The sequence below is a fragment of the Pseudomonas sp. 2725 genome (assembly GCF_050434585.1).
GTDB lineage: Bacteria > Pseudomonadota > Gammaproteobacteria > Pseudomonadales > Pseudomonadaceae > Aquipseudomonas > Aquipseudomonas jessenii.
In genome coordinates this window covers 411,542-433,786 of record NZ_JBNDIV010000007.1, presented here as the reverse complement: position 1 = coordinate 433,786, position 22,245 = coordinate 411,542, and the positions used below count along the sequence as shown (strand labels likewise).

Genomic DNA, 22,245 nt, shown 5'->3' with positions numbered 1-22,245 from the left:
AATCCCCAGGCTTGCCAGTGCCAGGCATAAAAACCCCTGTAGGGCACAGGGGTTGAGAGACTGGCTGACTCTAGGATGCGTGCGGTGGGTAGTTGGCCAATATCCGCGTGACTGTTTCCCAGATGGCATCGCGACGATCCGTCGGGTTCGGCGTGCGGCTGAGTATCTGTTCGTCACTGCCACGCCACACCAGTTTGCCGTCCTTGCCATCGAGCAGGTCGATCTGGATGGTCGCCACTTTGTAGCTGACGTTGCGGGTTTCGTTATACATAGGGGCGCCGTAGTAGCCATACCACGGGTTACCCCAGCCGCCACCGTAATTGGTGGTCACCTGTTGTTGCCGCTCTTCGACAATCAGGTAGGTCTGCACATTCAAATCGCCCTTGGCGCCTGCGGCGGCCGGGCGCAGACCGCGCTGATCCAGTTGATCGGCAACCGCCTGACGGATGCGCTGCTCGGTCAGGTCGCTCTTGATCCGTGGATCGTCGGGACGGTATTGCAGGGCGGGTTCTTTCCAGGTCCAGCTGCGATAGGCAGCAAAGTCGCGGCTGGCGTCGAAGTCATGATTGACCTGGTTGGCGGCGCAGGCACTGAGCAGCGCGGCCACTGCCAGTAAAACAAAACGGCGGAACATGATGAGTCTCCGGTTGAAGGCATGATCCTGCGGAATGCTTCTTATCTACAAGAAGCTAACTAGGAGGATACGCCGACATTGCCTTTTTCACAGCCTCCCGTATGGCATCGGCCCGCTCGCTTTCGCTGCCCCGGTTGCCGGTTTCAGCGCTGGAGCTCCACACCGGCTGGCCGCTCCTGGCGTCAAACATATCCACCTGAACCACCACGACTTGCTCCTGATAGGTACGAACGACAGGTACGGTGGCGTACCCGCCATATCCAGGGCCGTAGCCGTTGTAGCCACCATAACCGCCGCCGTAATAGTCGTCCTGTACCTGGCGCAAACGGGTTTCCAGGCGCAGGTCGGCGCTGACGAACAGGTCGGCCGGGCGATTGTCGTGCAACGGGCGCAAGCCGCGTTGATCCAGCGCATTGCTGACCGCTTCGGCGATCTGTGCCGAGTCGGCCCAGGCGGTGCCCGGTGGCAGATGCCCGTCGAGCCAGGCCCAACTGCGGTAGCGCCCATAGTCACGGGGGGCTGCCGGGTAAGCGCTGCGGTCAAAGGTGTTGGCGGCCTGGGGCGGCGCCGGTGGCAATGGGTTGGACGTGGCGACATAGGGGTTGCTGCCCTGACAGGCCGCCAGCCCCAGGCAGAACACCAGTACACCTGAATGACTTTTCATTGCATGCTCCGATCAGACAGGCCGACAGATCCAGTGCAAGTAACGTCCAAGCCCGGCAAAGCTCGGATGACGACGGTGGGCCAGTTCCATTTCCAGCAGGTCCACCAGCTCGGCGCGGGCCTGGAATTCCACCGGCATGTAATCGTGAAAAACCCGCACGCCACTCATGGTTTCGACCTGCCACAGACCTTCAAGTTGCGCCGCCAGCTCACGCGGATCAAGGGGCTGTTGCGGGGTCAGGCTCTGCTTTTCGCCAGCCATGTCGTTCTTGCGCATCTTGCGGAAATGCCCCTTGAGCAAGTTGCGATATATCAGCGCGTCACGGTTGTAGAACGCCAGGGACAGCCAGCCGTCAGCCTTGGTCAGCTGATGCAGCACCGGCAGGATGGCGTGGGGTTCGGCCAGCCATTCCAGCACGGCGTGGCACAACACCAGGTCGTAGGGTTCGGTGAGTTGCCCGAGCAGCTCCTGCCAGGGTGCCTGAATGAACGTGGCGCTCTGCCCTGCTTCGGCAAAACGCTGGCGGGCGCCTTCGAGCATCGGCTCGGCAGGCTCGGCGAGGGTCACCTGATGGCCGCGCTGTGCCAGCCACAACGACATGTGGCCAAGCCCGGCGCCGATGTCCAGCACGCGCAGCGGCCGGTCGGGCAAGATTTCGGCCAGATCGGCCTGCAACACCGCCAGACGGATCGCGCCTTTGGCACCGCCGTAGATTTTTTCGGCGAAACGGGTCGCCAGTTGATCGAAATGACGGTCGCTCATCAGCTGAACCTCCGTTCGCTGTCCGCCAGTTTGCTGCGCACCACGGCGTCCATGTCCAGGCCCAGTTCGCCGCACAGCAGCAATAGATAAAGCACGATGTCACCGACTTCCTGCCCGGCGTGGGCGAGTTTGTCCGCCGGCAACTGGCGTGACTGGTCTTCGGTCAGCCACTGGAAAATTTCCACCAGCTCGGACATTTCCACACTCGCGGCCATGGCCAGGTTTTTCGGGCTGTGAAATTGCCGCCAGTCATTACGGTCACGGATGGCGTGCAGGCGTTCGGTCAGTTCAACAAGGTTCATCGGGCTCTCCTGAAGACGTATAGCTTCGGGGGGATCACAGGTGAAGGCAAGGGCAGAAGATGCATGTTCTCTGTGCAACCCTCTATGCTTGTGGGAACTCGGCAGCATGATCGACAGCCCAAGGCTCAATTCTCTTTAAACAGGACGTTCACTTCATGCAGGTAGAAGGTTTTTCCGAATGGCTCGGCCAGGTACTCGGCTCGATCATCCGCTTCATCGTTGATGGCCTCAGTGGTCTGTTCAATCTGTTGAGCAACGCCAGCAGCAATTTCATCGAAGGCCTGTCCCAGGCGCTGGGCATGGATACCTCGGTCATCAGCATCGTGACCTTGATCCTCGGCCTGATCCTGCTGTGGTCAGCGATCCGCGCCTTTCTCAATGCGTCGTTCATCATGGGTTTCATCTGGTTGGTGCTGGGGCTGTGGTTGCTCAGCTGGATCATCCATTGACCCCACCGAACACCTGTGGGAGCGAGCTTGCTCGCGATGGCGGCGGCACATCAAAAACTGATTCAACTGAAAGAGCGCTATCGCGAGCAAGCTCGCTCCCACATTGGATCTCTGGTGTTTTATGAATTGAGCTCACTTAGCTAATCCGTTTTCACCGCTACAATGCCCGCTCCTCCAAGGAGCCTGCATGTCCAACCTGACCGCCGACTGGCGCGACCGCCCTACCCATCGCCGGGTCTGGGCACTCGCCGCGCCGATGATTCTCTCGAACATTTCCGTACCGCTGGTGGCATTGGTCGACAGCACCGTCATCGGTCACCTGCCCCACGCCCATCAACTCGGCGCCGTCGCGGTTGGGGCCAGTCTGTACACCTTCCTTGCATGGGCCATGGGCTTTCTGCGTATGGGCTCCACCGGGTTCGCCGCCCAGGCAGCGGGGCGTGGGGATGGTGCCGCCTTGCGGCAGATTCTGTTGCAGGGCCTGCTGCTCGCCATCGGTCTGGCCGTGGTCCTGGGTGCGGTGGGCGTGCCTTTGAGCGGGGTCGCGTTGCATTTCATGCAACCGTCGGCTGAGCTCGATCAGCTGACCCGCGAGTTCTTCCATACCCGCCTGTTCGGCCTGCCGGCGGCGCTCGCCAGTTATGCACTGGTCGGCTGGTTCCTCGGCACCCAGAATGCCCGGGCACCCCTGGCGATTTTGCTGAGTACCAACCTGGTCAACATTGCCCTGAACCTGTGGTTCGTCCTCGGCCTGGAATGGGGTGTGGTCGGTGCTGCCCGGGCCTCGGTGATTGCCGAATGGACCGGCGCACTGATCGGCTTGCTGATGACCCGCAAAGCCCTGCGCGCCTACCCCGGGCATATCGTCTGGGCGGCATTGGCGCTGTGGCAGAGTTGGCGGCCATTGCTGGCGGTCAACCGCGATATCTTCATCCGCAGCCTGGCACTGCAATCGGTGTTCTTCCTGATCACGGTGCAAGGCGCACGGCTGGGCGACGCCACGGTCGCGGCCAACGCTCTTTTGCTCAATGGCCTGCTGCTGACCGCCCACGCCCTCGATGGCCTGGCCCACGCTGTCGAAGCCCTGTGCGGACATGCTCTTGGCGCCCGTAACCGCGATGCCCTGCGCCGTTCATTGGTGGTGGCAGGTGGCTGGTCGTTGCTCGCAAGCCTGGGCTTTGCCGCGCTGTTTCTGTTCGCCGGGCATCTGTTCATCGAGATGCAGACCGACATTCAAAGTGTGCGCGACACCGCGTTCATCTACCTGCCCTACCTCGCCGTACTGCCGCTGATTGCCGTCTGGAGTTACCTGCTCGACGGCCTGTTCATCGGCGCCACCCGCGCCCGGGAAATGCGCAACGGCATGCTGCTGACCGTGGCGCTGGTGCTGCCTTTCGGCTGGGCACTGCAAGGCGGGGGCAACCATGGCCTGTGGATAACCTTTCTGTTGTTCATGCTGCTGCGCAGCCTGACCCTTGGCATGATCGCCTGGCGCCTGCGCCGTAACGATGGCTGGTTCGCCGGCGGTATTCACTGATCGGGCGTGGCCCCGACAATCAATTTCGACCTCATGGCCAGGGTGGATCGTTCTGCCACAGGTTTCGCAGGTGATCGAGGCGTTCCTGTTGAGTTCCGCCCGGCAACGGCTGCACGGGCACCGCGTCGGGATACTGCAGGCGTAGCCATATCCAGCCATCGAGCACCGGGCGCTCGCTGAACCCCAGCGCGATCCCCTCCTGCACATGAGCCCACAGGCGGGAAAAATCGACACCGGTGGATCGGTTCCAGCGCCAGGCATGCTGCTCGAGCAGGCAAGTTTGCAATTTTCCCTGCTGCCCAACGCTGAGGCTTTCCTCGACTGCCAACGGGCTGACCGACAACCCCGGGCTGGACAAGCGCTGCCAGCCCTCACAGCCCATCGCGCGGTCGGCCCAACTACCGCCGAACCAGCGTAACTGGTGGATAGGTCCTAGCCAGCGACTCAGTTCAACCGCATCGCAGGCATCGAAAAAATAACTGGCCGTGGTTGGGTTGTAGTAACTCAAAAGGGCCCGGTGCAGGCCAAGCGTGACCGTGAGCATGCGCCGCAAATGCGCCAGCAACGACGAAGCGCCCGCCTCGCTGACCACCAGCAGTCCGGGCCAGCGTTTTCCGTCGACGATGCATAAATCGGCCAGTGCCGGGCAGGTGCGCAGATCGACCAGGACCGGCCCCTGTTCATGCAGCGCATGCCACTCCGTGCCTTCGAACAACCCGAACCATCGGGCCTGGGCAAACATTTGCCGAAGTGTGACACCCGCCTGCGGCGTGCCCGGCACATCCAGCAACAACCACTGCGGGGGTGCCTCGGGCGTACGTGTGGCAATCATGCTCCAGAGCTCTGGCCAAGCTGCGTCGCCAGACGACAGGTGCACAAAGCCTGTGCGCAATGGTTGAAGCTGCCGCCACCGGGTAGCAGGCACAACATCAGCAATGGCTCCCCCGAGCGCAACCATTGCTCCAGGCCCTCATCATGGGTGCAGCCGGGCTGGGGGGTGTCGGCGTCCGTCACCTCGACCGTTGCCGGCGCATGCAGCACCCCGGTTATCTGCGGTTGATCGGGATCGCCCTCGACAAAACCCACGACCACCTCAGTCCCTTCCCGTATCGGCGTGAACGTCGAGGCCTGCAACTGCCTGGCCAGGGGCAGCCAGCAATGACTGGGTGTCGCCCCTTCGCCCTGATAAAGCCAGTCGAATTGCACCGGTACCGGCCTTTGCGGGTCAGGGCTTGGCTCATCGACCTCGACGACCCACGCCCGTTGCGGGCCATGCATCCTTGGTTCGATCGTCGCACAGGGCGGTTTGATGGGTGCCGGCCAGTGCAGGGCACGGGCCTGGTTGTGGTAAGGCGTCGTCGTATCCTGGCTGCCCCAATGCTCAACGCGGGTCAGCAGCCAGAGCCGATTGCAATCGGCAACCGGATGACCGGACAGCGGCATCAGTCGACCGCTGCGCAAGGTCGCCAGGTCCGTCCGGCATTCGGCGCACTGCACAGCTGTCCCACCGCTACGCCGACGTTCGAACTGCCGCACCGCCGGTCGATCGCCCTCGCTGCGCAATACCACAGGTTCGCCGGTTGGAAAATGCTGCCGGTCATCACCAAACACCACACAGTGCCCGCGGGCCCGGTGTTCGAAGTGGTAGTGAAGCCCCTCCTGGGCGCACAGTCGCTGGAGAAATTGCAGGTCTGACTCTCGATATTGTGTGCAAAAATCCCGGGGCGGGTATTGGCCACTTAGTTCCAGACGTCGATCCTTGCCGGTAATGCCGTGCTCCTTGAGGACCTGGTCGAGGATTTGCGGCACTGAACGGGCACTGAAGATTCGCTGGCTGAAGCGCTGGGCCAGGCAAGCCAGTTTTGGCCCCAGGCGCACCTGGCAGAGTCGGGGTCCGCTGGCGTGGTCACGCTGGACGAGCTCATGCAATTGTCCATGCACGTAGCTTCCGGCTGGTCCGAAATGCAACGAGGCAGGGCGATACAGCAAACTGGCAAGGTCAAGCACCGGGTCTTCGATCAGCAGTTCCAGGTCGAACACGAACGGCTCGCTGATGGCTTCTCTGCCGGTAAAGACCAGGACCTCTAAGGAATCGGGCAGACCTGCTACATCCAGACGAAATGACGGTTCGCTGACTGGATTGAACATCGGCGTTTCTCTACAGGAGGGGCGGCCGGGGATTCTCGCTGAGAGACATGGCCGAGTAGAGTGCCGAAATACAAATTAGGAAATAACCTACGCGAAAAGAAGACCAAATGCGTTGGGTCGTCGAAGATGCTGGAAATTTCGCCTGGAACAGAAGAATTGCCGCACCAGGCCATCTGAAATTTCCGCAGCGAACGGTAAATTTTCAGACGACCTGATGAGCGTGACACTTACCTCAGGAAGACAGGTAAGACGAACGGGTCAGCCCCAGACGCAAGGCATCGAGGAACTGCGTGCGCTCGGTTGCGCTGATGCGGGCACTGGCGCACTTGTCGCGGTAGTGGGTCATCAGTTCTTCCGGCGACAAGTGCACGTAACGCAGCATGTCTTCGATGGTGTCGTGGGTTTCGATACCGGCGTGGTACACGCTGCCATCGGCGTTCTGGTAGATGTTCACCGAATCGGTATCGCCGAACAGGTTGTGCATGTCGCCAAGAATTTCCTGGTAGGCACCGACCAGGAACACACCCAACAAGTAGTCCTCACCTTCTTTCAACGCGTGCACCGGCAAGCTGGTCTCGATGCTCTGCTCGTCGACGTACTGGTTGATCTTGCCGTCGGAGTCACAGGTCAGGTCTTGCAGTACCGCACGACGCAGCGGCTCTTCGTCGAGACGGTGCAGCGGGATGATCGGCAGGACCTGGTCGATGGCCCAGGTGTCCGGCAGGCTCTGGAACACCGAGAAGTTGCAGATGTACTTGTCGGCCAGCTTGTCATTGAGTTCGTCCAGCACCTGACGGTGGGAACGCTGGCGTGCCTTCAACGAGTTGTGCAGGCGACGGCACACGGCGAAGTAGCACTGCTCGGCCAGGGCTTTCTCGGCCAGGGTCAGCTTGCCGTCGGCGTACTGGGAGGCAACATCACTCATGTAGTGCGTGGCGCGCCAGTAGGTTTCGGTGACCATTTCGATGTCGGTCGGCCCCAGCAGGTCCACCAGCCACTGCACGGTTTCCGGCAGCGCTTCCTTGTTCTCGATCTGCGGCACGTCGTCGTTGTGTTTCTCGACGTCGGTCACCTGAATCACCAGCATCGCGTGGTGCGCGGTCAGGGAACGGCCGCTTTCGGAGAAGATGTTCGGGTGCGGCAGGCTCTGCGCATCGCAGAATTCCTTGAGCATCCCGACCACGACACCAGCGTAGTCGTCCATGTCGTAGTTGATCGAACTGGCATTACGCGAGTGCGTGCCGTCGTAGTCCACGCCCAGGCCACCGCCGACGTCGATGTGATCCACCGGAAGGCCGAGGTTGCGCAATTCGCCGTAGTAACGGATCGCTTCCTTGAAACCGTGCTGGTAGTCCGCCAGGTTGGCGATCTGCGAGCCCATGTGGAAGTGCAGCAGGCGAATGCCCTGGTCCAGGCCCGCCGCGCGGAAACGCTCGACCACCGACAGCAGTTGCGCTGCCGACAGGCCGAACTTGGATTTTTCACCGCCGGTGTCCGCCCACTTGCTCGAGGCCAGGGACGACAGGCGCACGCGCAGGCCGACCTGAGGCTTGACCTTGAGCGAAGCCGCTTCTTCGATCACCAGGCCGACTTCGGATTCTTTCTCGATCACGATGAACACGTTGTGGCCGAGCTTCTGACCCATCAGCGCCAGACGAATGAACTCGCGGTCCTTGTAGCCGTTGCAGACGATGGTGCCGCCCTTCGGCGCCAGTGCCAGCACCGCCAGCAGTTCAGGCTTGGAGCCAGCTTCCAGGCCGATGGAAACGTTCTGGGTGGCGATGATGTTTTCGATCACCGCTTCCTGCTGGTTCACCTTGATCGGGTACAGCGCGGTGTACTTGCTCTGGTATTCCAGACGCTCGATGTTGGCGTCGAATGCGCCGGTCAGCTGACGCACGCGGTCTTGCAGGATGTCCGGGAAACGGACCAGCAATGGCAAGGACAGGCCGCTTTTGCGCAGCTGGTCGACTTGCTCGTACAGGTCGATAGGCGAGCTGCTCGGACCGTTCGGACGAACTTCGACGCGACCGGCGTCATTGATCGCGAAATACCCGGCCCCCCAATGGCGAATCCCGTAAACACTGCGGCTGTCCGCAACTGTCCATTGGCTGCCATCGTCTTTGCGTGTGCGTCGTACGGACATCGAAGTCCCCTATAAAGAAGTCATAGTGCGTCGCCTGGGTTCAGGCCGGCGCAGTCTAAAGAATGAAAATGACGGTTCGTCAACGAGGCAATAGACCCCGCCGACCGCAGTGAGTTTAGATACCGGTCATGAACAGGCTCTGTGAAAACCATGTAGACGATGCCGGACCTGAATGTCATCAGGACCGGATCAAGCCGAGGGTGGTTTTCACAGAGGCTGCTAGCCGCCGGACTTCTTCGCTTTGAAACCGAGCTTGATCAGTTCTGCCAAGAGTAGCTCGACATGATCGCCCTGGATTTCGATGACACCGTCTTTCAGCGCCCCACCGGTACCACAACGTTTCTTCAACGTCGTGGCCAGGTCCTTGAGCGCGTCTTCAGCCAACGGCACGCCGGTGATGGTGGTCACCGTCTTGCCGCCACGGCCCTTGCTTTCGCGACGCACGCGAGCGATGCCGTCGCCGGCCGGGATAACGGTCTGTCTGCAGATGCAGGCGTCCACCGGTTTACTGCATTCCGGGCAATGACGACCTGCGTCGGTGGAAAATACCAGGCCGCCCAAGGCGGCGAAGGATGCGGCTTTTTTGGCCACCGGCAATCCTCTTCGGAGGACAAAGACTGGTCGCAGCACTTGGGAAGGCTATCGACCGCGAAGCCCCACTCAGGCAGGGGCAGCGCTACTGAAACGGTACGACATTCATTTCACTGTAGGAGCGAGCTCGCTCGCGATGGACGTCAACGATGACGCGGGACGTCAGACAGCCCGTGTCGTTCTTGCGTTTTTCGCGAGCAGGCTCGCTCCTACAGGAAGCAATACCGCTTCAGTTTAAAAAGGTCGCGCAGTGTAACGGCAAAAACGCCGATTGCTAAGAGCCAATCGGCGCCAATTTATAGCTGTTTTGCGACGTCGATCCGGCGTGAGCGCAAATAGCGCTTCAACGCGGCCAGAGAGTCCGGGCAATAAGGCTTTTGCTCGATTTCCAGCATGACCTGATCGATAGGGATAAAGCGCGCTTCGAGCACCTCTTCCGGTTGCAGGATCAACGGGCCGTCCCACACCGCCGAGAACGCCGAACACCACAGGCGATTGCCGGTGTCCTCAAAGTAAAAGTGGTCATGGGCGGTCAGTTCCACGCCACTCACGCCCAGTTCTTCCTCCAGCTCCCTTGCCGCCGACTCGGCATAGGTTTCACTGGCGAGCACCATGCCCCCCGCCGCCACGTCCCAGAAACCGGGATAGATTGCCTTGCTCAGGGTGCGGCGATGCACGCACAGCTCGCCAGCGGAGTTGAACAACATAATGTAGGTGCCGCGCCCGATCAGCCCGCGCTCGCGCAAATCGGAACGGACCAGGGCGCCGAGCAGGTTGTCCTGCTCGTCAACCCAGGCGATCTGTTCGGCATCGGAAGCCGCGCGGTGCGCGGCTTCCCTGGCATTATCGACCATGACTCAGCCCTGATTGAGCAGTTGACGCAAATCGATCACCGCCGCGTTGGCCCGGGAAATGTAGTTGGCCATGACCAGCGAGTGGTTGGCCAGTACGCCGAAACCACTGCCGTTGAGGATCATCGGGCTCCACACCGGCTCCTGCGACGCTTCCAGTTCACGAATGATCTGGCGCACGCTGACCGTGGCGTTCTTCTTGGCCAGCACATCGGCGAAGTCGACTTCAATGGCGCGCAGCAAATGCGAGAGAGCCCAGGCCTGGCCGCGAGCTTCGTAGAATACGTTGTCGATCTGCAGCCATGGGGTTTCGACGATTTCCTCATCGACTTGCGGCGCCACACCCGGCGTCACCACCTCGGTCTTCAACGCAGTGTTGAGCTTGACCCGGCCCACACTGGCCGACAGTCGTTGCGACAGCGAACCCAGACGGGTGCCGACGTCACCCAGCCAGTTGTTCAGGTTGTCGGCGCGGGCATAGAACAACGCGCTCTTCTGGTTAGGATCGGACAGTCGCGCCTGATAGCGGCTCAGGGAATTGATGCCCTCCTGGTACTCGGACTCACTGGATGGCAGCACCCAGCTCTTGTTGTCGAAGTTGAAGCGCGGCTCGGCCTTGGCCAGGTCGGCGTCTTCGGCGGACTGCGACTGCGAACGGGCGAAGTCTTTACGCAGTGCCCGGCTCAGGTCGCGGACCTGCACCAGCACGCCATATTCCCAGCTCGGCATGTTGTCCATCCACAGGCCTGGCGGGAATCGGTCGTTGGAAATATAGCCGCCCTGCTTGGTCAGCAAGGTGCCGGCAACGGTCTTGAGGGTTTCCACCGTGGTGTAGCCGACGACCATCTGCTTGCCTTCTTTCTCGGCCGCCAGTTGAGCGGTTTGCTGGACCGGGAACAGCGCCGGCTCCTGGCTCCAGTACCAGCCCAGGACACTCGCCACCAACAGGTAGATGCCCAGCAGAGTGGCCAGCGCCCGGCTGAACAACAGACCACCCAGATAACTGCGGGTCTCCGACTTCGGTTCAGCGGCACGTTCAGGCGCACTGTCTGTGCGGTTCTTCCAGTCCAGCATGGCGATATCCTTTCAAGCTCTTGAGTTCAACGGTTCGACCACAACCATACAACAACGTGCCTTGGCCCGGCACCCGCCATCGCACCGATGCGGAAAATTACCGGGCTTGCGGATCAAAAGAACGTCTGTGCACCCGACGACGCGGCGACCCTCAAAATCCCCCCTAATGGTTTGGATTGCCACCCTAAGGGAATCCCCGACCCTCTAAAGCCCAAAAAAACGGGCCGATCAGCACTGGCAAAAAAATCATGAATGGCCGGCGTTCCGTCACTCGTCCATTTCCACCCCGCGCCTGTCAAGTGCCCTGATTCAGGTACTTCGCCCCTTAAAACCGCGACTTGAAAGGCTAGAACAAGACCGTCCAGTCACAAACTGAATAAAGACACATTGCAGATTATTGACGTACAGCACTCATGTAATGGAAAAGTGGTGCTAGCATAGAGCCACCACTCGACCTCAGTGTGCACCCTAACTAGTAGTCAGGATATGACCGAGCCAGAAGATCCCAGCCGCGAGCGCCTCAAGCACCACTTTGCCCAGCGGGTAATTCATCAGGCTCGTCAGATTCTTGAGATATGGCAGCGCCTGCAACGCAGTGAGTGGTCCACCGCCGACCTTTCGGAACTGAGCGAGGCCAATCTGCGCCTGCTGCGTTTCGCCGAGCGTTTCGAACAACCGGAACACTCGCAACTGGCACGCCACATCGGTCAGTCACTGGAGGCGGTCGACGCCAATCGCGGACGCCTGAGCAGTGGCCTGATCACCGATCTCAACCGCTTGATGCAGCGTCTGTCACGCACCGGCCTGCGCCATGGCGACCAACTCGATCAAACCTTTCTGCCGCCGCTGCGCAAGCCCATCTACGTGATGTTGCAGGATCACGACCGCGCCGAGCGCCTGGCCAAACAACTGGAATTCTTCGGCCTCAGCGCCCAGTCCCTGGACAGCGTAGACGCGTTTCGCTCATCGATGGTCGAGCGCATGCCGGCGGCGATTGTCATGGACGTGGATTTTAGTGGCACCGGTGTCGGCCTGAAACTGGCCGCCGAAGCCCAGGAAGGCCTCGATCATCAGCTGCCGCTGCTGTTCTTCAGCCTGCACGAAACCGACACCCCGACCCGCCTGGCCGCCGTGCGTGCCGGCGGCCAGGAATTCCTTACCGGCACCCTCGAAGCGTCGAGCCTGCTGGAGAAGATCGAAGTCCTGACCTGCGTTGCCCAGTACGAGCCTTATAAAGTGCTGATCATCGACGACTCCCGCGCCCAGGCCTTGCACACCGAGCGCCTGCTCAACAGCGCCGGGATCGTCACCCGCACGCTCATCGAGCCGATCCAGGCCATGGCCGAACTGGCGGACTTCCAGCCGGACCTGATCATCCTCGACATGTACATGCCGGCCTGCACCGGTACGGAACTGGCCAAGGTGATCCGCCATAACGACCGTTACGTCAGCGTGCCGATCATTTACCTGTCGGCCGAAGACGACCTGGACAAGCAGCTCGACGCCATGAGCGAGGGCGGCGACGACTTCCTGACCAAACCGATCAAGCCCCGGCACCTGATCACCACCGTGCGCAACCGCGCGGCCCGGGCACGCAACCTCAAGGCACGGATGGTCCGCGACAGTCTCACCGGGTTGTACAACCACACGCATATCCTGCAATTGCTCGAAGACTGTTCGTTCCGCGCCCGCCGCGAAAGCAAGCCGCTGAGCTTTGCCATGCTCGACATTGACCACTTCAAACGGGTCAATGACAGCCACGGCCACCCCATGGGTGACCGGGTGATCAAGAGCCTGGCGCTGTTTCTCAAGCAACGCCTGCGCAAAACCGACTTCATCGGCCGCTACGGTGGCGAAGAGTTCGCCATCGTCATGCCGGATACCGATATCGAAGCGGCCTACAACGTGCTCGATGAAATCCGTCAGCGCTTTGCCGAGATTCACTATCCCGCGCAACCCGAGGATCTGTGGTGCACCTTCAGTGCCGGAGTGGTTGAGCTTTGCGAAAGCTCCGACAGCCTGATGATGGCCAACCAGGCGGACGAAGCGCTGTATCGCGCCAAACACGGCGGACGCAATCGCGTACAGGGCGCGCGCACATCAAAGCAAAGTGCCACTTTTTTATCGGAATCGACCGATACGGTCATAACCCTGTAACAGAAACGCAATAACTTCAGGCACTTACCATTTCTGCCGTTGGTAGTCCGTAATGCGCCTGAAGCTGCTGACCAATCTCAATACCCTCCTTCTGGTGGCCGTGTGCGTGGCCCTCGGCGCTACGCTGTGGTGGTCGCAGAAAGCCCTGGAGCGTCCATATCTATTAATGGAGCGCTACCTGGGCCTGTCGCAGCAATTTCAGAATGACGTCGCCCGCAGCATTGAGGATTACTTGGGCAGCGGCGATGCGCTGCGCCTGAGCAGTGCAGCCCAAGGCATCGACAGCCTGCAAAAAGAACTCGGCGAATTGCCACCGGCCTTGGCCGAGGCGTTGCGCCCCAGCCTGTCGACCCTTGAAGAATTCAGCAAGACCGACCTGCTGGCCGCCGGCAAACTGGCAGGTGATCCGCAGGCCTTGCTGCTGCAGGCCGAGCGGGAACTGGGTGCCAGTCTCGATCAGCTCAGCCAGTACGCCAGTGGCAATGCGGCCTACCTCACGCCGCTGCTCACCGCATCGCAACACTTGGGAAAATTGTCCCTGACCCGGGACAAACTGGTCAGCAGCGGTCGCAGCGAACTGGCCGCCGATGTCGAACGCGAAGTGGCCAACATCCGTATCCAGGCAGAGAAACTCGACGCCCTGCCATTGCTGGGCGTGACCACCAACAGCGAGTCGAACACCGACGATTTCGCCTCGATGATGGGCCTTGAGAACACGGAAAAAACCGTCACCGAAGATGCCGGCGTCGGCCTAAAGCGCGAGCTCAACAGCCTGCTCATCCGCTATCCGGCCGAGCTCTCGCGCACTCGCGATCAAATCCGCAAACGCGCCGACCTCAGCGCGGCGACCCACCTGAAAATCGCCGACGTGCAACAGGCCATTGCCGGGATGGAACCGGTGGTGCGCGCCCAGCACGGGCAGATCCAGGGTGAAGTGCGGCTGATGCAAGGCGTGATGATCGGTTTGATTCTGTTGATCGCACTGCTGATCGACACCCTGCAACGCAAACTCGCCCGGACCCTGACCAACCTCGCCCCGGCCCTCTCGACCTGGGCCGAAGGCGACTTCAGCCGCGACATTCAACTGGGCAACACCAACCGCGAATTGCATGACATTGAAGCCTCCCTCAACCGCTTGCGCGCCTATCTGGTGGACCTGGTGGGGACCATTCGCCGCAACGCCGAACAGGTGGCCGGCAGCAGCCGCACCCTGGCCGACCTGAGCAACGACCTGCATGACGGTGCCGAGCATCAGGCTGGCGACACGGCACTGATCCGCGACTCCCTCAGCGAACTGGAAGCGACCATTCAGCAAGTCGCCGGCGACGCCAGCCAGGCCGCCGAAGCCAGCCGCCACGCCGGCCTGGCCGTGGAGCATGGACAGAAAGTCATCGGCCTGAGCCTCACCGGCCTGCATGCGCTGGTGGATGAAGTGCAAGGCAATGCGCAAATGATCGAACACCTGGCCGAAGAGTCGGCCACCATCGGCGGCGTGTTGACGGTGATCCGCTCGATTGCCGACCAGACCAACCTGCTGGCCTTGAACGCCGCCATCGAGGCGGCCCGGGCCGGGGAAATGGGCCGAGGCTTTGCGGTGGTGGCCGAAGAGGTGCGCTCACTGGCGCAACGTACCGCCGGGGCCACCGCAGAAATCCAGACGCTGATCGCAGGGCTGCAAACCGCCGCGCGGCAATCGGTGGAGGGCATGCGAGCCCAGGTCGAACACGCCGAAGCCACGGCCAGCCAGGCCCAGGCCGCTGATGGCGCGCTGGATAAAATCGTCGGGGCGATCCAGACCATTTCCGACACGGCGGTACGCATCGCCGATGTCACCGCCCAGCAAAGCGGTGCTGTCAGCGAAATCCGTGACCACAGTGAGCGGATTCACCAGCTGGGCGGGGATAACCTGCTGCGTATCGGCGAAGGCCGTGAGCAAGGGGAAAACCTTTTGGTGCTCGGTGGACGACTGCATACAGCCGTCCAGGCTTTCCGCGTCTGATAGATTGCTTTCGCGAGCAAGCCCGCTCCCACATTTGATCTCTGGTGTTCACAAATGATGTGCACACAACAGAACCAATGTGGGAGCGGGCTTGCTCGCGAAGGCGTCAGAACATTCACCACAAAACTCCCGCGCTGCACACCCCGCAACTGTCCGCTATCATCCCCCCAATTCCGATACGCGAGATCGTCATGCGCCGCTTGCTCTGCCTGTTGTTTTTAGTGTTCGTCCTGCCGGCCAGCGCCACTGGCTTGCTGGAGAACCGACCCAGCTCAAGCCTGGGCTCGATCAACAACAGCGCCGACTTCCTGCCGGTGCGCGAAGCTTTCCAGCTGAGCCTGGTAGACAGCACGCCGCAATCGATCAAGTTGCGTTTCGTCGCCACCGAAGGTTACTACCTCTACCGCCACCGCTTTCAATTTCGCGCCGACCCGGCCGATGTCCTCCTCGGCGCGGCGAAACTGCCCGACGGCCAGAAAAAGCACGATGAATACTTCGGCGATGTCGAGGTGTACCACGGCATTCTCGACGTTGAGTTGCCGCGCACCGACCAACGTGCCTTCACCCTGGTCGTGACCTATCAGGGATGCGCCGACAAAGGCCTGTGCTATCCGCCGGAAACCGAGCGCCTGAGCATCGACGGCAGCGGCGCTCCGGCGACGGCTTATCAATGGAGCTGGCGCGAACTGGCGTTGTTTTTCCTCGCCGGCCTGGGCCTGACGTTCACGCCATGCGTGCTGCCCATGCTGCCGATCCTGTCCGGCGTGGTGCTGCGCGGCCAGGTCGGCGGCTGGCGCGGTTTCAATCTATCACTGGCCTATGTGCTGCCAATGGCCGCCTGCTTTGCCCTGCTCGGTGCGCTGATGGGCCTGTTCGGTGCCCAGCTCAATCTGCAGGCGCGGCTGCAATCGGCCTGGGTGCTGGTGCCTTTCGCGATGTTTTTTGCGCTGTTTGCGCTGGCTATGTTCGGCGTCTTCGAATTGAAACTGCCGCACGCCATCAGCAGTCGCCTGGACCGCATCGCCGGCCGCACCGAAGGCGGGTCACTGTGGGGCGCCGCGGTGTTGGGCGTGGTCTCCAGCTTGCTGGTTTCACCCTGCGTTTCGGCGCCATTGGCCGGGGCGCTGCTGTACATCAGCGCCAGTGGCGATGCGCTGGGTGGCGGCTTGAAACTGTTCATGCTCGGCCTCGGCATGGGCGCGCCGCTGTTGCTGGTGGCCACCGGTGGCGCAGCCTGGCTGCCGAAGAGCGGTCCGTGGCTGGTCTACGTGAAAAACGCGATTGGCGTGTTGTTGCTCGGGTTGGCCGTTGGCCTGCTCGGCCGCGTCTTGCCGGGCCAGATCACCTTGCTGCTGATCGGCTTGCTGGCAGGCGGCGTCGGCCTGTTCATGGGGGCGCTGGAGTTCGTCTATAAACCACCGCGCAAACGCCTGGGCCAATTGCTCGGCATGTTCCTGCTGTTTTACGCACTGGCCTGCTGGTACGGCGCCTTCAGCGGCCAGACCGACCCGTTCAACCCGATTGGCCAGCCCCGTATCGTTGACAACAACGGACAAGTGCAAAACACCAGTACCTGGCAAACCATCATCACACCGGCCGAACTGGATCGCGCACTCGCCGATGCACGATCATCCGGCACACCGCTGCTGCTCGACTGGTACGCCGACTGGTGCATCAGCTGCAAGGTCATCGAACGCGAGGTACTGGATGACCCTGTCGTCATCGAACGCCTCAAGGGTTACCGGCTGATCCGCTTCGACATCACCGCCAGCAACGCCGAGCAACGCGCCCTGCTCGATCGCTACCAGTTGTTCGGCCCCCCGGCCCTGATGTTTTTTGGCAAGGACGGCGTCGAACGCGCCGATGTGCGGGTGATCGGCGAGATCAACGCCAGGGACTTCGCCGAACGTGTAACCAGGGCGAATGACCAATTTTAATCAAGCAGTCATATATTTCGCGCAAACATCGGTCATCGTGCTGGCTATTGCAGAGAACTGGACAGTCACAAAGGCTTTGCGGCATAGTCGCCGGGTTCTGACAATTGCTCACAGATAACATAGGAACCGCCGATGGCGACGTTACTCGTTCTGCACGGACCCAACCTGAACCTGCTCGGCACTCGCGAACCGGGCACCTACGGCGCCACGACGCTGGCGCAGATCAACCAGGACCTGGAACGCCGTGCCCGCGAAGCCGGTCACCATTTGCTGCATCTGCAAAGCAACGCCGAGTACGAATTGATCGACCGCATCCACGCTGCACGCAGTGAAGGCGTGGACTTCATTCTGATCAACCCAGCAGCTTTTACACATACAAGTGTCGCATTACGTGACGCGCTGCTGGCGGTGAGCATCCCATTCATCGAAGTGCATTTGTCTAACGTGCACAAACGCGAACCTTTCCGCCATCACTCTTACTTCTCCGACGTAGCGGTGGGAGTGATCTGCGGCCTTGGCGCCAGCGGTTATCGACTGGCCCTGGAGGCCGCCCTGGAACAGCTTGAACAACAAGTTAACCGCCCCTGACCGACCCTTGGGAGTTGATGATTCATGGATATCCGTAAAGTTAAGAAACTGATCGAATTGCTGGAAGAGTCCGGCATCGACGAGCTCGAGATCAAGGAAGGCGAAGAGTCCGTACGCATCAGCCGTCATAGCAAGACCCCGGCTCAGCAGTACTACGCGCCAGCGCCAATGCATGCTCCGGCTGCCGCGCCTGTTGCTGCCGCCGCTCCGGTTGCCGCTGCCGCACCTGCTGCCGCCGCCGCGCCTGCACTGAACGGCACCGTTGCCCGTTCGCCGATGGTCGGTACGTTCTATCGCAAGTCTTCGCCAACCTCGCCGTCCTTCGTGGAAGTCGGCCAGACCGTGAAGAAAGGCGACACCCTGTGCATCGTTGAAGCCATGAAGATGATGAACCACATCGAAGCTGAAACCAGCGGTGTGATCGAATCCATCCTCGTCGAAGACGGCCAGCCGGTTGAGTACGACCAACCGCTGTTCACCATCGTTTGAACCGCGGAGAGCCTTTGATGACTGCGAAGTTGGAAAAAGTTCTGATCGCCAACCGCGGTGAGATCGCCCTGCGGATCCTGCGCGCCTGCAAAGAGATGGGCATCAAGACCGTCGCCGTTTACTCCAAGGCTGACAAGGAACTGATGCACCTGGGCCTGGCAGACGAATCCGTCTGCATCGGTCCGGCATCGGCCGCCCACTCCTACCTGCACATTCCGGCAATCATTGCCGCAGCCGAAGTGACTGGCGCCACCGCCATTCACCCGGGCTACGGTTTCCTTGCGGAAAACGCCGACTTCGCCGAGCAGGTCGAGAAATCCGGCTTTGCGTTCATTGGCCCGAAAGCCGAAACCATTCGCCTGATGGGCGACAAGGTATCGGCCAAGCACGCCATGATCGCTGCCGGCGTACCGACTGTTCCGGGTTCTGACGGCCCGCTGCCGGAAGACGAAGAAACCGCTCTGCGCATTGGTCGCGAAGTCGGTTACCCGGTGATCATCAAGGCCGCTGGCGGCGGTGGTGGTCGCGGCATGCGCGTTGTGCACAAGGAAGAAGACCTGATTGCCTCGGCGAAACTGACCCGCTCCGAAGCAGGCGCGGCGTTTGGCAACCCGATGGTCTATCTGGAAAAATTCCTGACCAACCCACGTCACGTGGAAGTCCAGGTGCTTTCCGATGGCCAGGGTCACGCTATCCATCTGGGCGACCGCGACTGCTCGCTGCAACGTCGTCACCAGAAGGTTCTTGAAGAAGCGCCGGCACCGGGTATCGACGAAAACGCACGTGAGGAAGTACTCGCACGCTGCGTCAGGGCTTGCATCGATATCGGCTACCGTGGCGCAGGCACTTTCGAGTTCCTGTACGAAAACGGCCGCTTCTACTTCATCGAGATGAACACTCGTGTCCAGGTAGAGCACCCGGTTTCGGAAATGGTCACCGGCATCGACATCGTCAAGGAGATGCTCAGCATCGCCGCCGGCAACAAGCTGTCGTTCACCCAGGATGACGTGGTCATCCGCGGTCACGCGCTGGAATGCCGGATCAACGCCGAAGACCCGAAAACCTTCATGCCAAGCCCGGGCACGATCAAGCATTTCCACGCTCCAGGCGGCAACGGCGTTCGCGTCGACTCGCACCTGTACAGTGGCTATGCGGTTCCGCCGAACTACGATTCGTTGATCGGCAAGCTGATCACCTACGGCGCAACCCGCGACGAAGCCATGGCGCGCATGCGCAATGCGCTGGACGAAATCGTGGTCGACGGGATCAAGACCAACATCCCGCTGCACCGCGACCTGACCCGCGATGAAGGCTTCTGCAAAGGGGGCGTGAACATTCACTACCTCGAGCACAAGCTGGCTGGCGAGAAGCACTAAGCTTCGACCCGATCAACAAAGCCGCCTTCGGGCGGCTTTGTTGTATCTGGACGTTCCTTCACCCCCTGTAGGAGCGAGCTTGCTCGCGATGGTGGTCAACGATAACGCGAGCGTTCAGACTGTACGCGTCTTCCTTGCATTCTTCGCGAGCAAGCTCGCTCCTACACAGGCCTGCGCGTGGAAATGGCACCTGGCGTGTCGTCATCTGCCCCGCGCTCGCGTAAACTTGCGCGCTTCTTGCAGCCCGCTAGGCTGCAATCAATATTTTTCAAAGGTGCCCGCCATGCCTTGGCTGCAAGTCCGTCTCGCCATCAGCCCAGAACAAGCCGAAACCTATGAAGACGCTTTCCTTGAAGTGGGCGCCGTGTCGGTGACCTTCATGGACGCCGAAGATCAGCCGATCTTCGAGCCGGAACTCAACACCACGCCGCTGTGGTCCCACACGCACCTGCTGGCCCTGTTCGAAGGCGGCACCGAGCCAGGCCCGGTATTGGCCCATCTGGAGCTGCTGACCGGCAGCCCGTTGCCCGAGCACCACAGCGAAGTGATCGAAGACCAGGACTGGGAACGCAGCTGGATGGACGGATTCCAGCCAATGCGTTTCGGCCAGCGCCTGTGGATCGTGCCGAGCTGGCACGCCGCGCCGGAGCCTGATGCAGTGAATTTGCTGCTGGACCCGGGCCTGGCGTTCGGCACCGGCACCCACCCGACCACCGCACTGTGCCTGGAATGGCTCGACGGACAGGACCTGAAAGGCTGCAACGTGCTGGACTTCGGCTGCGGCTCGGGGATTCTGGCGATTGCCGCCCTGCTGCTGGGCGCCAAGGAGGCCGTGGGTACCGACATCGACGTGCAGGCGCTGGAAGCGTCCCGCGACAACGCCGGGCGCAATAACATCGCTGATGAACTGTTCCCACTGTATCTGCCGGAAGATTTGCCGCAGGTTCAGGCCGATGTGCTGGTGGCCAACATTCTCGCCGGCCCGCTGGTTTCCCTGGCGCCGCAGCTGTCGGGCCTGGTCAAGTCGGGCGGGCGCCTGGCGCTGTCGGGCATCCTCGCCGAACAGGGTGACGAAGTCGCTGCCGCCTACGCCAGGGACTTCGATCTGGACCCAATCGCCAATCGCGATGGCTGGGTGCGCATCACTGGCCGTCGGCGCTAGAATGATCGCCTGCATAATCCGGATCGCCGCATGACCGACAGCTTCGTCACCCAGTGCCCGCATTGCCAAACCAGCTTCCGCGTCAGCCATGCCCAGTTGAGCGTGGCTCGCGGGGTGGTTCGTTGCGGCTCCTGCTTGCAGGTGTTCAATGCCGCCAGGCAGTTGCTTGAGCAGGCCGGCAAGGAAGCACCAGTCGCGACGCCGCTCCCGCCTGTGCAGCCTGAGGAGCCCCTTGAGCCATCGCCACCGCACGCCATCAGCCAAAAGCAATGGAGCGCGACCGAACTGGACCTGGACAGTCTCGACCTCGACGAAGAACTCGCCCGGCTCGAACAGCGGGAAATCCAGCCGGCCACCGAACTCGGCCGCCATCGCGACGACTCGCTGAGCGCCCGTCGCGACAGCGCCGGGCAGGACGACGAAGAGCCGTGGTCCGACAGCCTGTTCAGCGCGTCAGCGGCCGATCGTGCGCCAGTCGACGAACCGCTCGACAGCCTTGAAACACCAGAGCCGACGGTCGAAACGAGCAAAACCTCACGCACCGAACCTTCGCTGTCCCTGGAACCGGTTGATCTCGACGACGAATCGCAACCACCCCATTTGCGATTGCACGACCCTCTTGATGCGCCGCTGAACCATGAACGCCTGTCGGCCGCCGACGAGAGCGAAATCGACGACAACCTGCCCTCGATAGAACCGCTGCGCAAGCGACGCGAACGCAGCGAACCGGGCGTGCGCGCCGAAGCGCTGCAAGACCTGACCGACGACCCGCTGCAACTGGACTGGCAAAAACGCCGCTCACCTTGGGGCCGACGGCTGTTGTGGTTGCTGCTGGTGCTGATTGCCGCAGGCGCCCTCGCTGGCCAGTACATCGCCTACCATTTCGACGAACTGGCGCGACAGGATCAATATCGCCCGTGGTTCCAGCAACTGTGCCCGCAAATCGGCTGCACCGTGCCCTCCAAAGTCGACATCGCGAAAATCAAAAGCAGCAACCTGGTGGTGCGCAGCCACCCCGAGTTCAATGGCGCCCTGGTGGTCGATGCGATCATCTATAACCGCGCGCCCTTCTCCCAGCCCTTCCCGCTGCTGGAACTGCGCTTCGCCGACCTCAATGGCCATCTGATCGCCAGTCGTCGCTTCAAGCCTGGCGAGTACCTCAATGGCGATCTCGAAGGCATGGCGGAGATGCCTCCGCAAACGCCGATCCACATCGCCCTGGACATTCTCGACCCAGGTGCCAAGGCCGTGAACTACAGTCTGAGCTTCCACTCTCCGGAGTGAAACGCTTCATTACTCCCGGATTAACGCCGGCTTTCTGACTGCTCCAGGCAAACCAAACCACGGGTAATAACAGAATAACTGTTCAGAATTTGTTC

At 61.2% G+C, this 22,245-nt stretch carries 20 protein-coding genes; 10 read left to right on the top strand and 10 right to left on the bottom strand.

Going from position 1 to position 22,245, the window contains the following annotated elements:
• Positions 1-70: 70 nt before the first annotated feature.
• From ABIE16_RS22020 to ABIE16_RS22005, 4 genes are read right to left on the bottom strand one after another with little or no spacing between them, the layout of a single operon-like run.
• Entirely contained in the window at positions 71-634 is a 564-nt protein-coding gene (locus tag ABIE16_RS22020; RefSeq protein WP_057712146.1) for a DUF4136 domain-containing protein, read from the bottom strand.
• Positions 635-689: 55 nt separating this feature from the next.
• Positions 690-1,298: a DUF4136 domain-containing protein gene (locus ABIE16_RS22015; RefSeq protein WP_057712147.1), complete on the bottom strand. Its 609-nt coding sequence runs from the start codon at positions 1,296-1,298 to the stop codon at positions 690-692.
• Between the two features lie 12 nt (positions 1,299-1,310).
• The gene (locus ABIE16_RS22010; protein WP_429521922.1) at positions 1,311-2,060 is read right to left on the bottom strand and encodes a methyltransferase domain-containing protein; all 750 of its coding nucleotides are present in this window, start codon (positions 2,058-2,060) and stop codon (positions 1,311-1,313) included.
• Positions 2,060-2,362 carry a MazG-like family protein gene (locus ABIE16_RS22005; protein ID WP_090452931.1) on the bottom strand — a complete coding sequence of 101 codons (303 nt, stop codon included), beginning with the start codon at positions 2,360-2,362 and terminating at the stop codon, positions 2,060-2,062. The genes ABIE16_RS22010 and ABIE16_RS22005 overlap by 1 nt, the downstream gene beginning before the upstream one ends.
• Positions 2,363-2,517: 155 nt before the next feature.
• Between ABIE16_RS22005 and ABIE16_RS22000 the strand changes: the two genes are divergently transcribed.
• Entirely contained in the window at positions 2,518-2,811 is a 294-nt protein-coding gene (locus ABIE16_RS22000; protein ID WP_057712150.1) for a hypothetical protein, read from the top strand.
• Between the two features lie 187 nt (positions 2,812-2,998).
• Complete coding sequence (locus ABIE16_RS21995; RefSeq protein ID WP_154910389.1) at positions 2,999-4,348, top strand: MATE family efflux transporter; 1,350 nt, start codon at positions 2,999-3,001, stop codon at positions 4,346-4,348.
• A 31-nt stretch (positions 4,349-4,379) separates the two neighbouring features.
• On the opposite strand, the gene ABIE16_RS21990 is transcribed toward ABIE16_RS21995, so the two are convergent.
• The 6 genes from ABIE16_RS21990 to ABIE16_RS21965 all read right to left on the bottom strand — a co-directional run bounded on the left by ABIE16_RS21990 (position 4,380) and on the right by ABIE16_RS21965 (position 11,158).
• Positions 4,380-5,180, bottom strand: coding sequence for a DUF4123 domain-containing protein (locus tag ABIE16_RS21990; RefSeq protein ID WP_429521921.1), 801 nt, complete (start codon positions 5,178-5,180; stop codon positions 4,380-4,382).
• Positions 5,177-6,496 (bottom strand): type VI secretion system Vgr family protein, encoded by a 1,320-nt coding sequence (locus tag ABIE16_RS21985; RefSeq protein ID WP_429521920.1) that lies wholly within the window; start codon positions 6,494-6,496, stop codon positions 5,177-5,179. The genes ABIE16_RS21990 and ABIE16_RS21985 overlap by 4 nt, the downstream gene beginning before the upstream one ends.
• 232 nt (positions 6,497-6,728) lie before the next feature.
• Entirely contained in the window at positions 6,729-8,642 is a 1,914-nt protein-coding gene (gene speA / locus ABIE16_RS21980) for an arginine decarboxylase (RefSeq protein WP_057712154.1), read from the bottom strand.
• Between the two features lie 219 nt (positions 8,643-8,861).
• Positions 8,862-9,233 (bottom strand): translation initiation factor Sui1, encoded by a 372-nt coding sequence (locus tag ABIE16_RS21975; RefSeq protein WP_057712155.1) that lies wholly within the window; start codon positions 9,231-9,233, stop codon positions 8,862-8,864.
• A gap of 296 nt (positions 9,234-9,529) precedes the next feature.
• A complete protein-coding gene (locus tag ABIE16_RS21970) occupies positions 9,530-10,087 on the bottom strand; it encodes an NUDIX hydrolase (protein WP_057712156.1) in 558 nt (185 codons plus the stop codon).
• A 3-nt stretch (positions 10,088-10,090) separates the two neighbouring features.
• A complete protein-coding gene (locus tag ABIE16_RS21965) occupies positions 10,091-11,158 on the bottom strand; it encodes a DUF2333 family protein (RefSeq protein ID WP_057712157.1) in 1,068 nt (355 codons plus the stop codon).
• Positions 11,159-11,644: 486 nt separating this feature from the next.
• On the opposite strand from ABIE16_RS21965, the gene gcbA reads away from it, so the two are divergent.
• From gcbA to ABIE16_RS21925, 8 genes are all read left to right on the top strand, one after another.
• Positions 11,645-13,315: a diguanylate cyclase GcbA gene (gene gcbA / locus ABIE16_RS21960; protein WP_057712158.1), complete on the top strand. Its 1,671-nt coding sequence runs from the start codon at positions 11,645-11,647 to the stop codon at positions 13,313-13,315.
• Positions 13,316-13,367: 52 nt separating this feature from the next.
• Positions 13,368-15,314: a methyl-accepting chemotaxis protein gene (locus ABIE16_RS21955; protein WP_429521919.1), complete on the top strand. Its 1,947-nt coding sequence runs from the start codon at positions 13,368-13,370 to the stop codon at positions 15,312-15,314.
• 191 nt (positions 15,315-15,505) lie between these two features.
• Positions 15,506-17,251, top strand: a complete 1,746-nt coding sequence (locus ABIE16_RS21950; protein WP_429521918.1) for a protein-disulfide reductase DsbD — start codon at positions 15,506-15,508, stop codon at positions 17,249-17,251.
• A gap of 132 nt (positions 17,252-17,383) precedes the next feature.
• Complete coding sequence (gene aroQ, locus ABIE16_RS21945) at positions 17,384-17,839, top strand: type II 3-dehydroquinate dehydratase (protein ID WP_007971361.1); 456 nt, start codon at positions 17,384-17,386, stop codon at positions 17,837-17,839.
• 24 nt (positions 17,840-17,863) lie between these two features.
• Positions 17,864-18,328, top strand: a complete 465-nt coding sequence (gene accB, locus ABIE16_RS21940; RefSeq protein ID WP_008053948.1) for an acetyl-CoA carboxylase biotin carboxyl carrier protein — start codon at positions 17,864-17,866, stop codon at positions 18,326-18,328.
• Between the two features lie 17 nt (positions 18,329-18,345).
• The gene (gene accC, locus ABIE16_RS21935) at positions 18,346-19,704 is read left to right on the top strand and encodes an acetyl-CoA carboxylase biotin carboxylase subunit (RefSeq protein ID WP_429521917.1); all 1,359 of its coding nucleotides are present in this window, start codon (positions 18,346-18,348) and stop codon (positions 19,702-19,704) included.
• A 283-nt stretch (positions 19,705-19,987) separates the two neighbouring features.
• The gene (gene prmA, locus ABIE16_RS21930; RefSeq protein ID WP_008053952.1) at positions 19,988-20,866 is read left to right on the top strand and encodes a 50S ribosomal protein L11 methyltransferase; all 879 of its coding nucleotides are present in this window, start codon (positions 19,988-19,990) and stop codon (positions 20,864-20,866) included.
• Between the two features lie 30 nt (positions 20,867-20,896).
• The gene (locus ABIE16_RS21925; protein WP_340312250.1) at positions 20,897-22,150 is read left to right on the top strand and encodes a DUF3426 domain-containing protein; all 1,254 of its coding nucleotides are present in this window, start codon (positions 20,897-20,899) and stop codon (positions 22,148-22,150) included.
• The last annotated feature ends 95 nt before the right edge of the window (positions 22,151-22,245 follow it).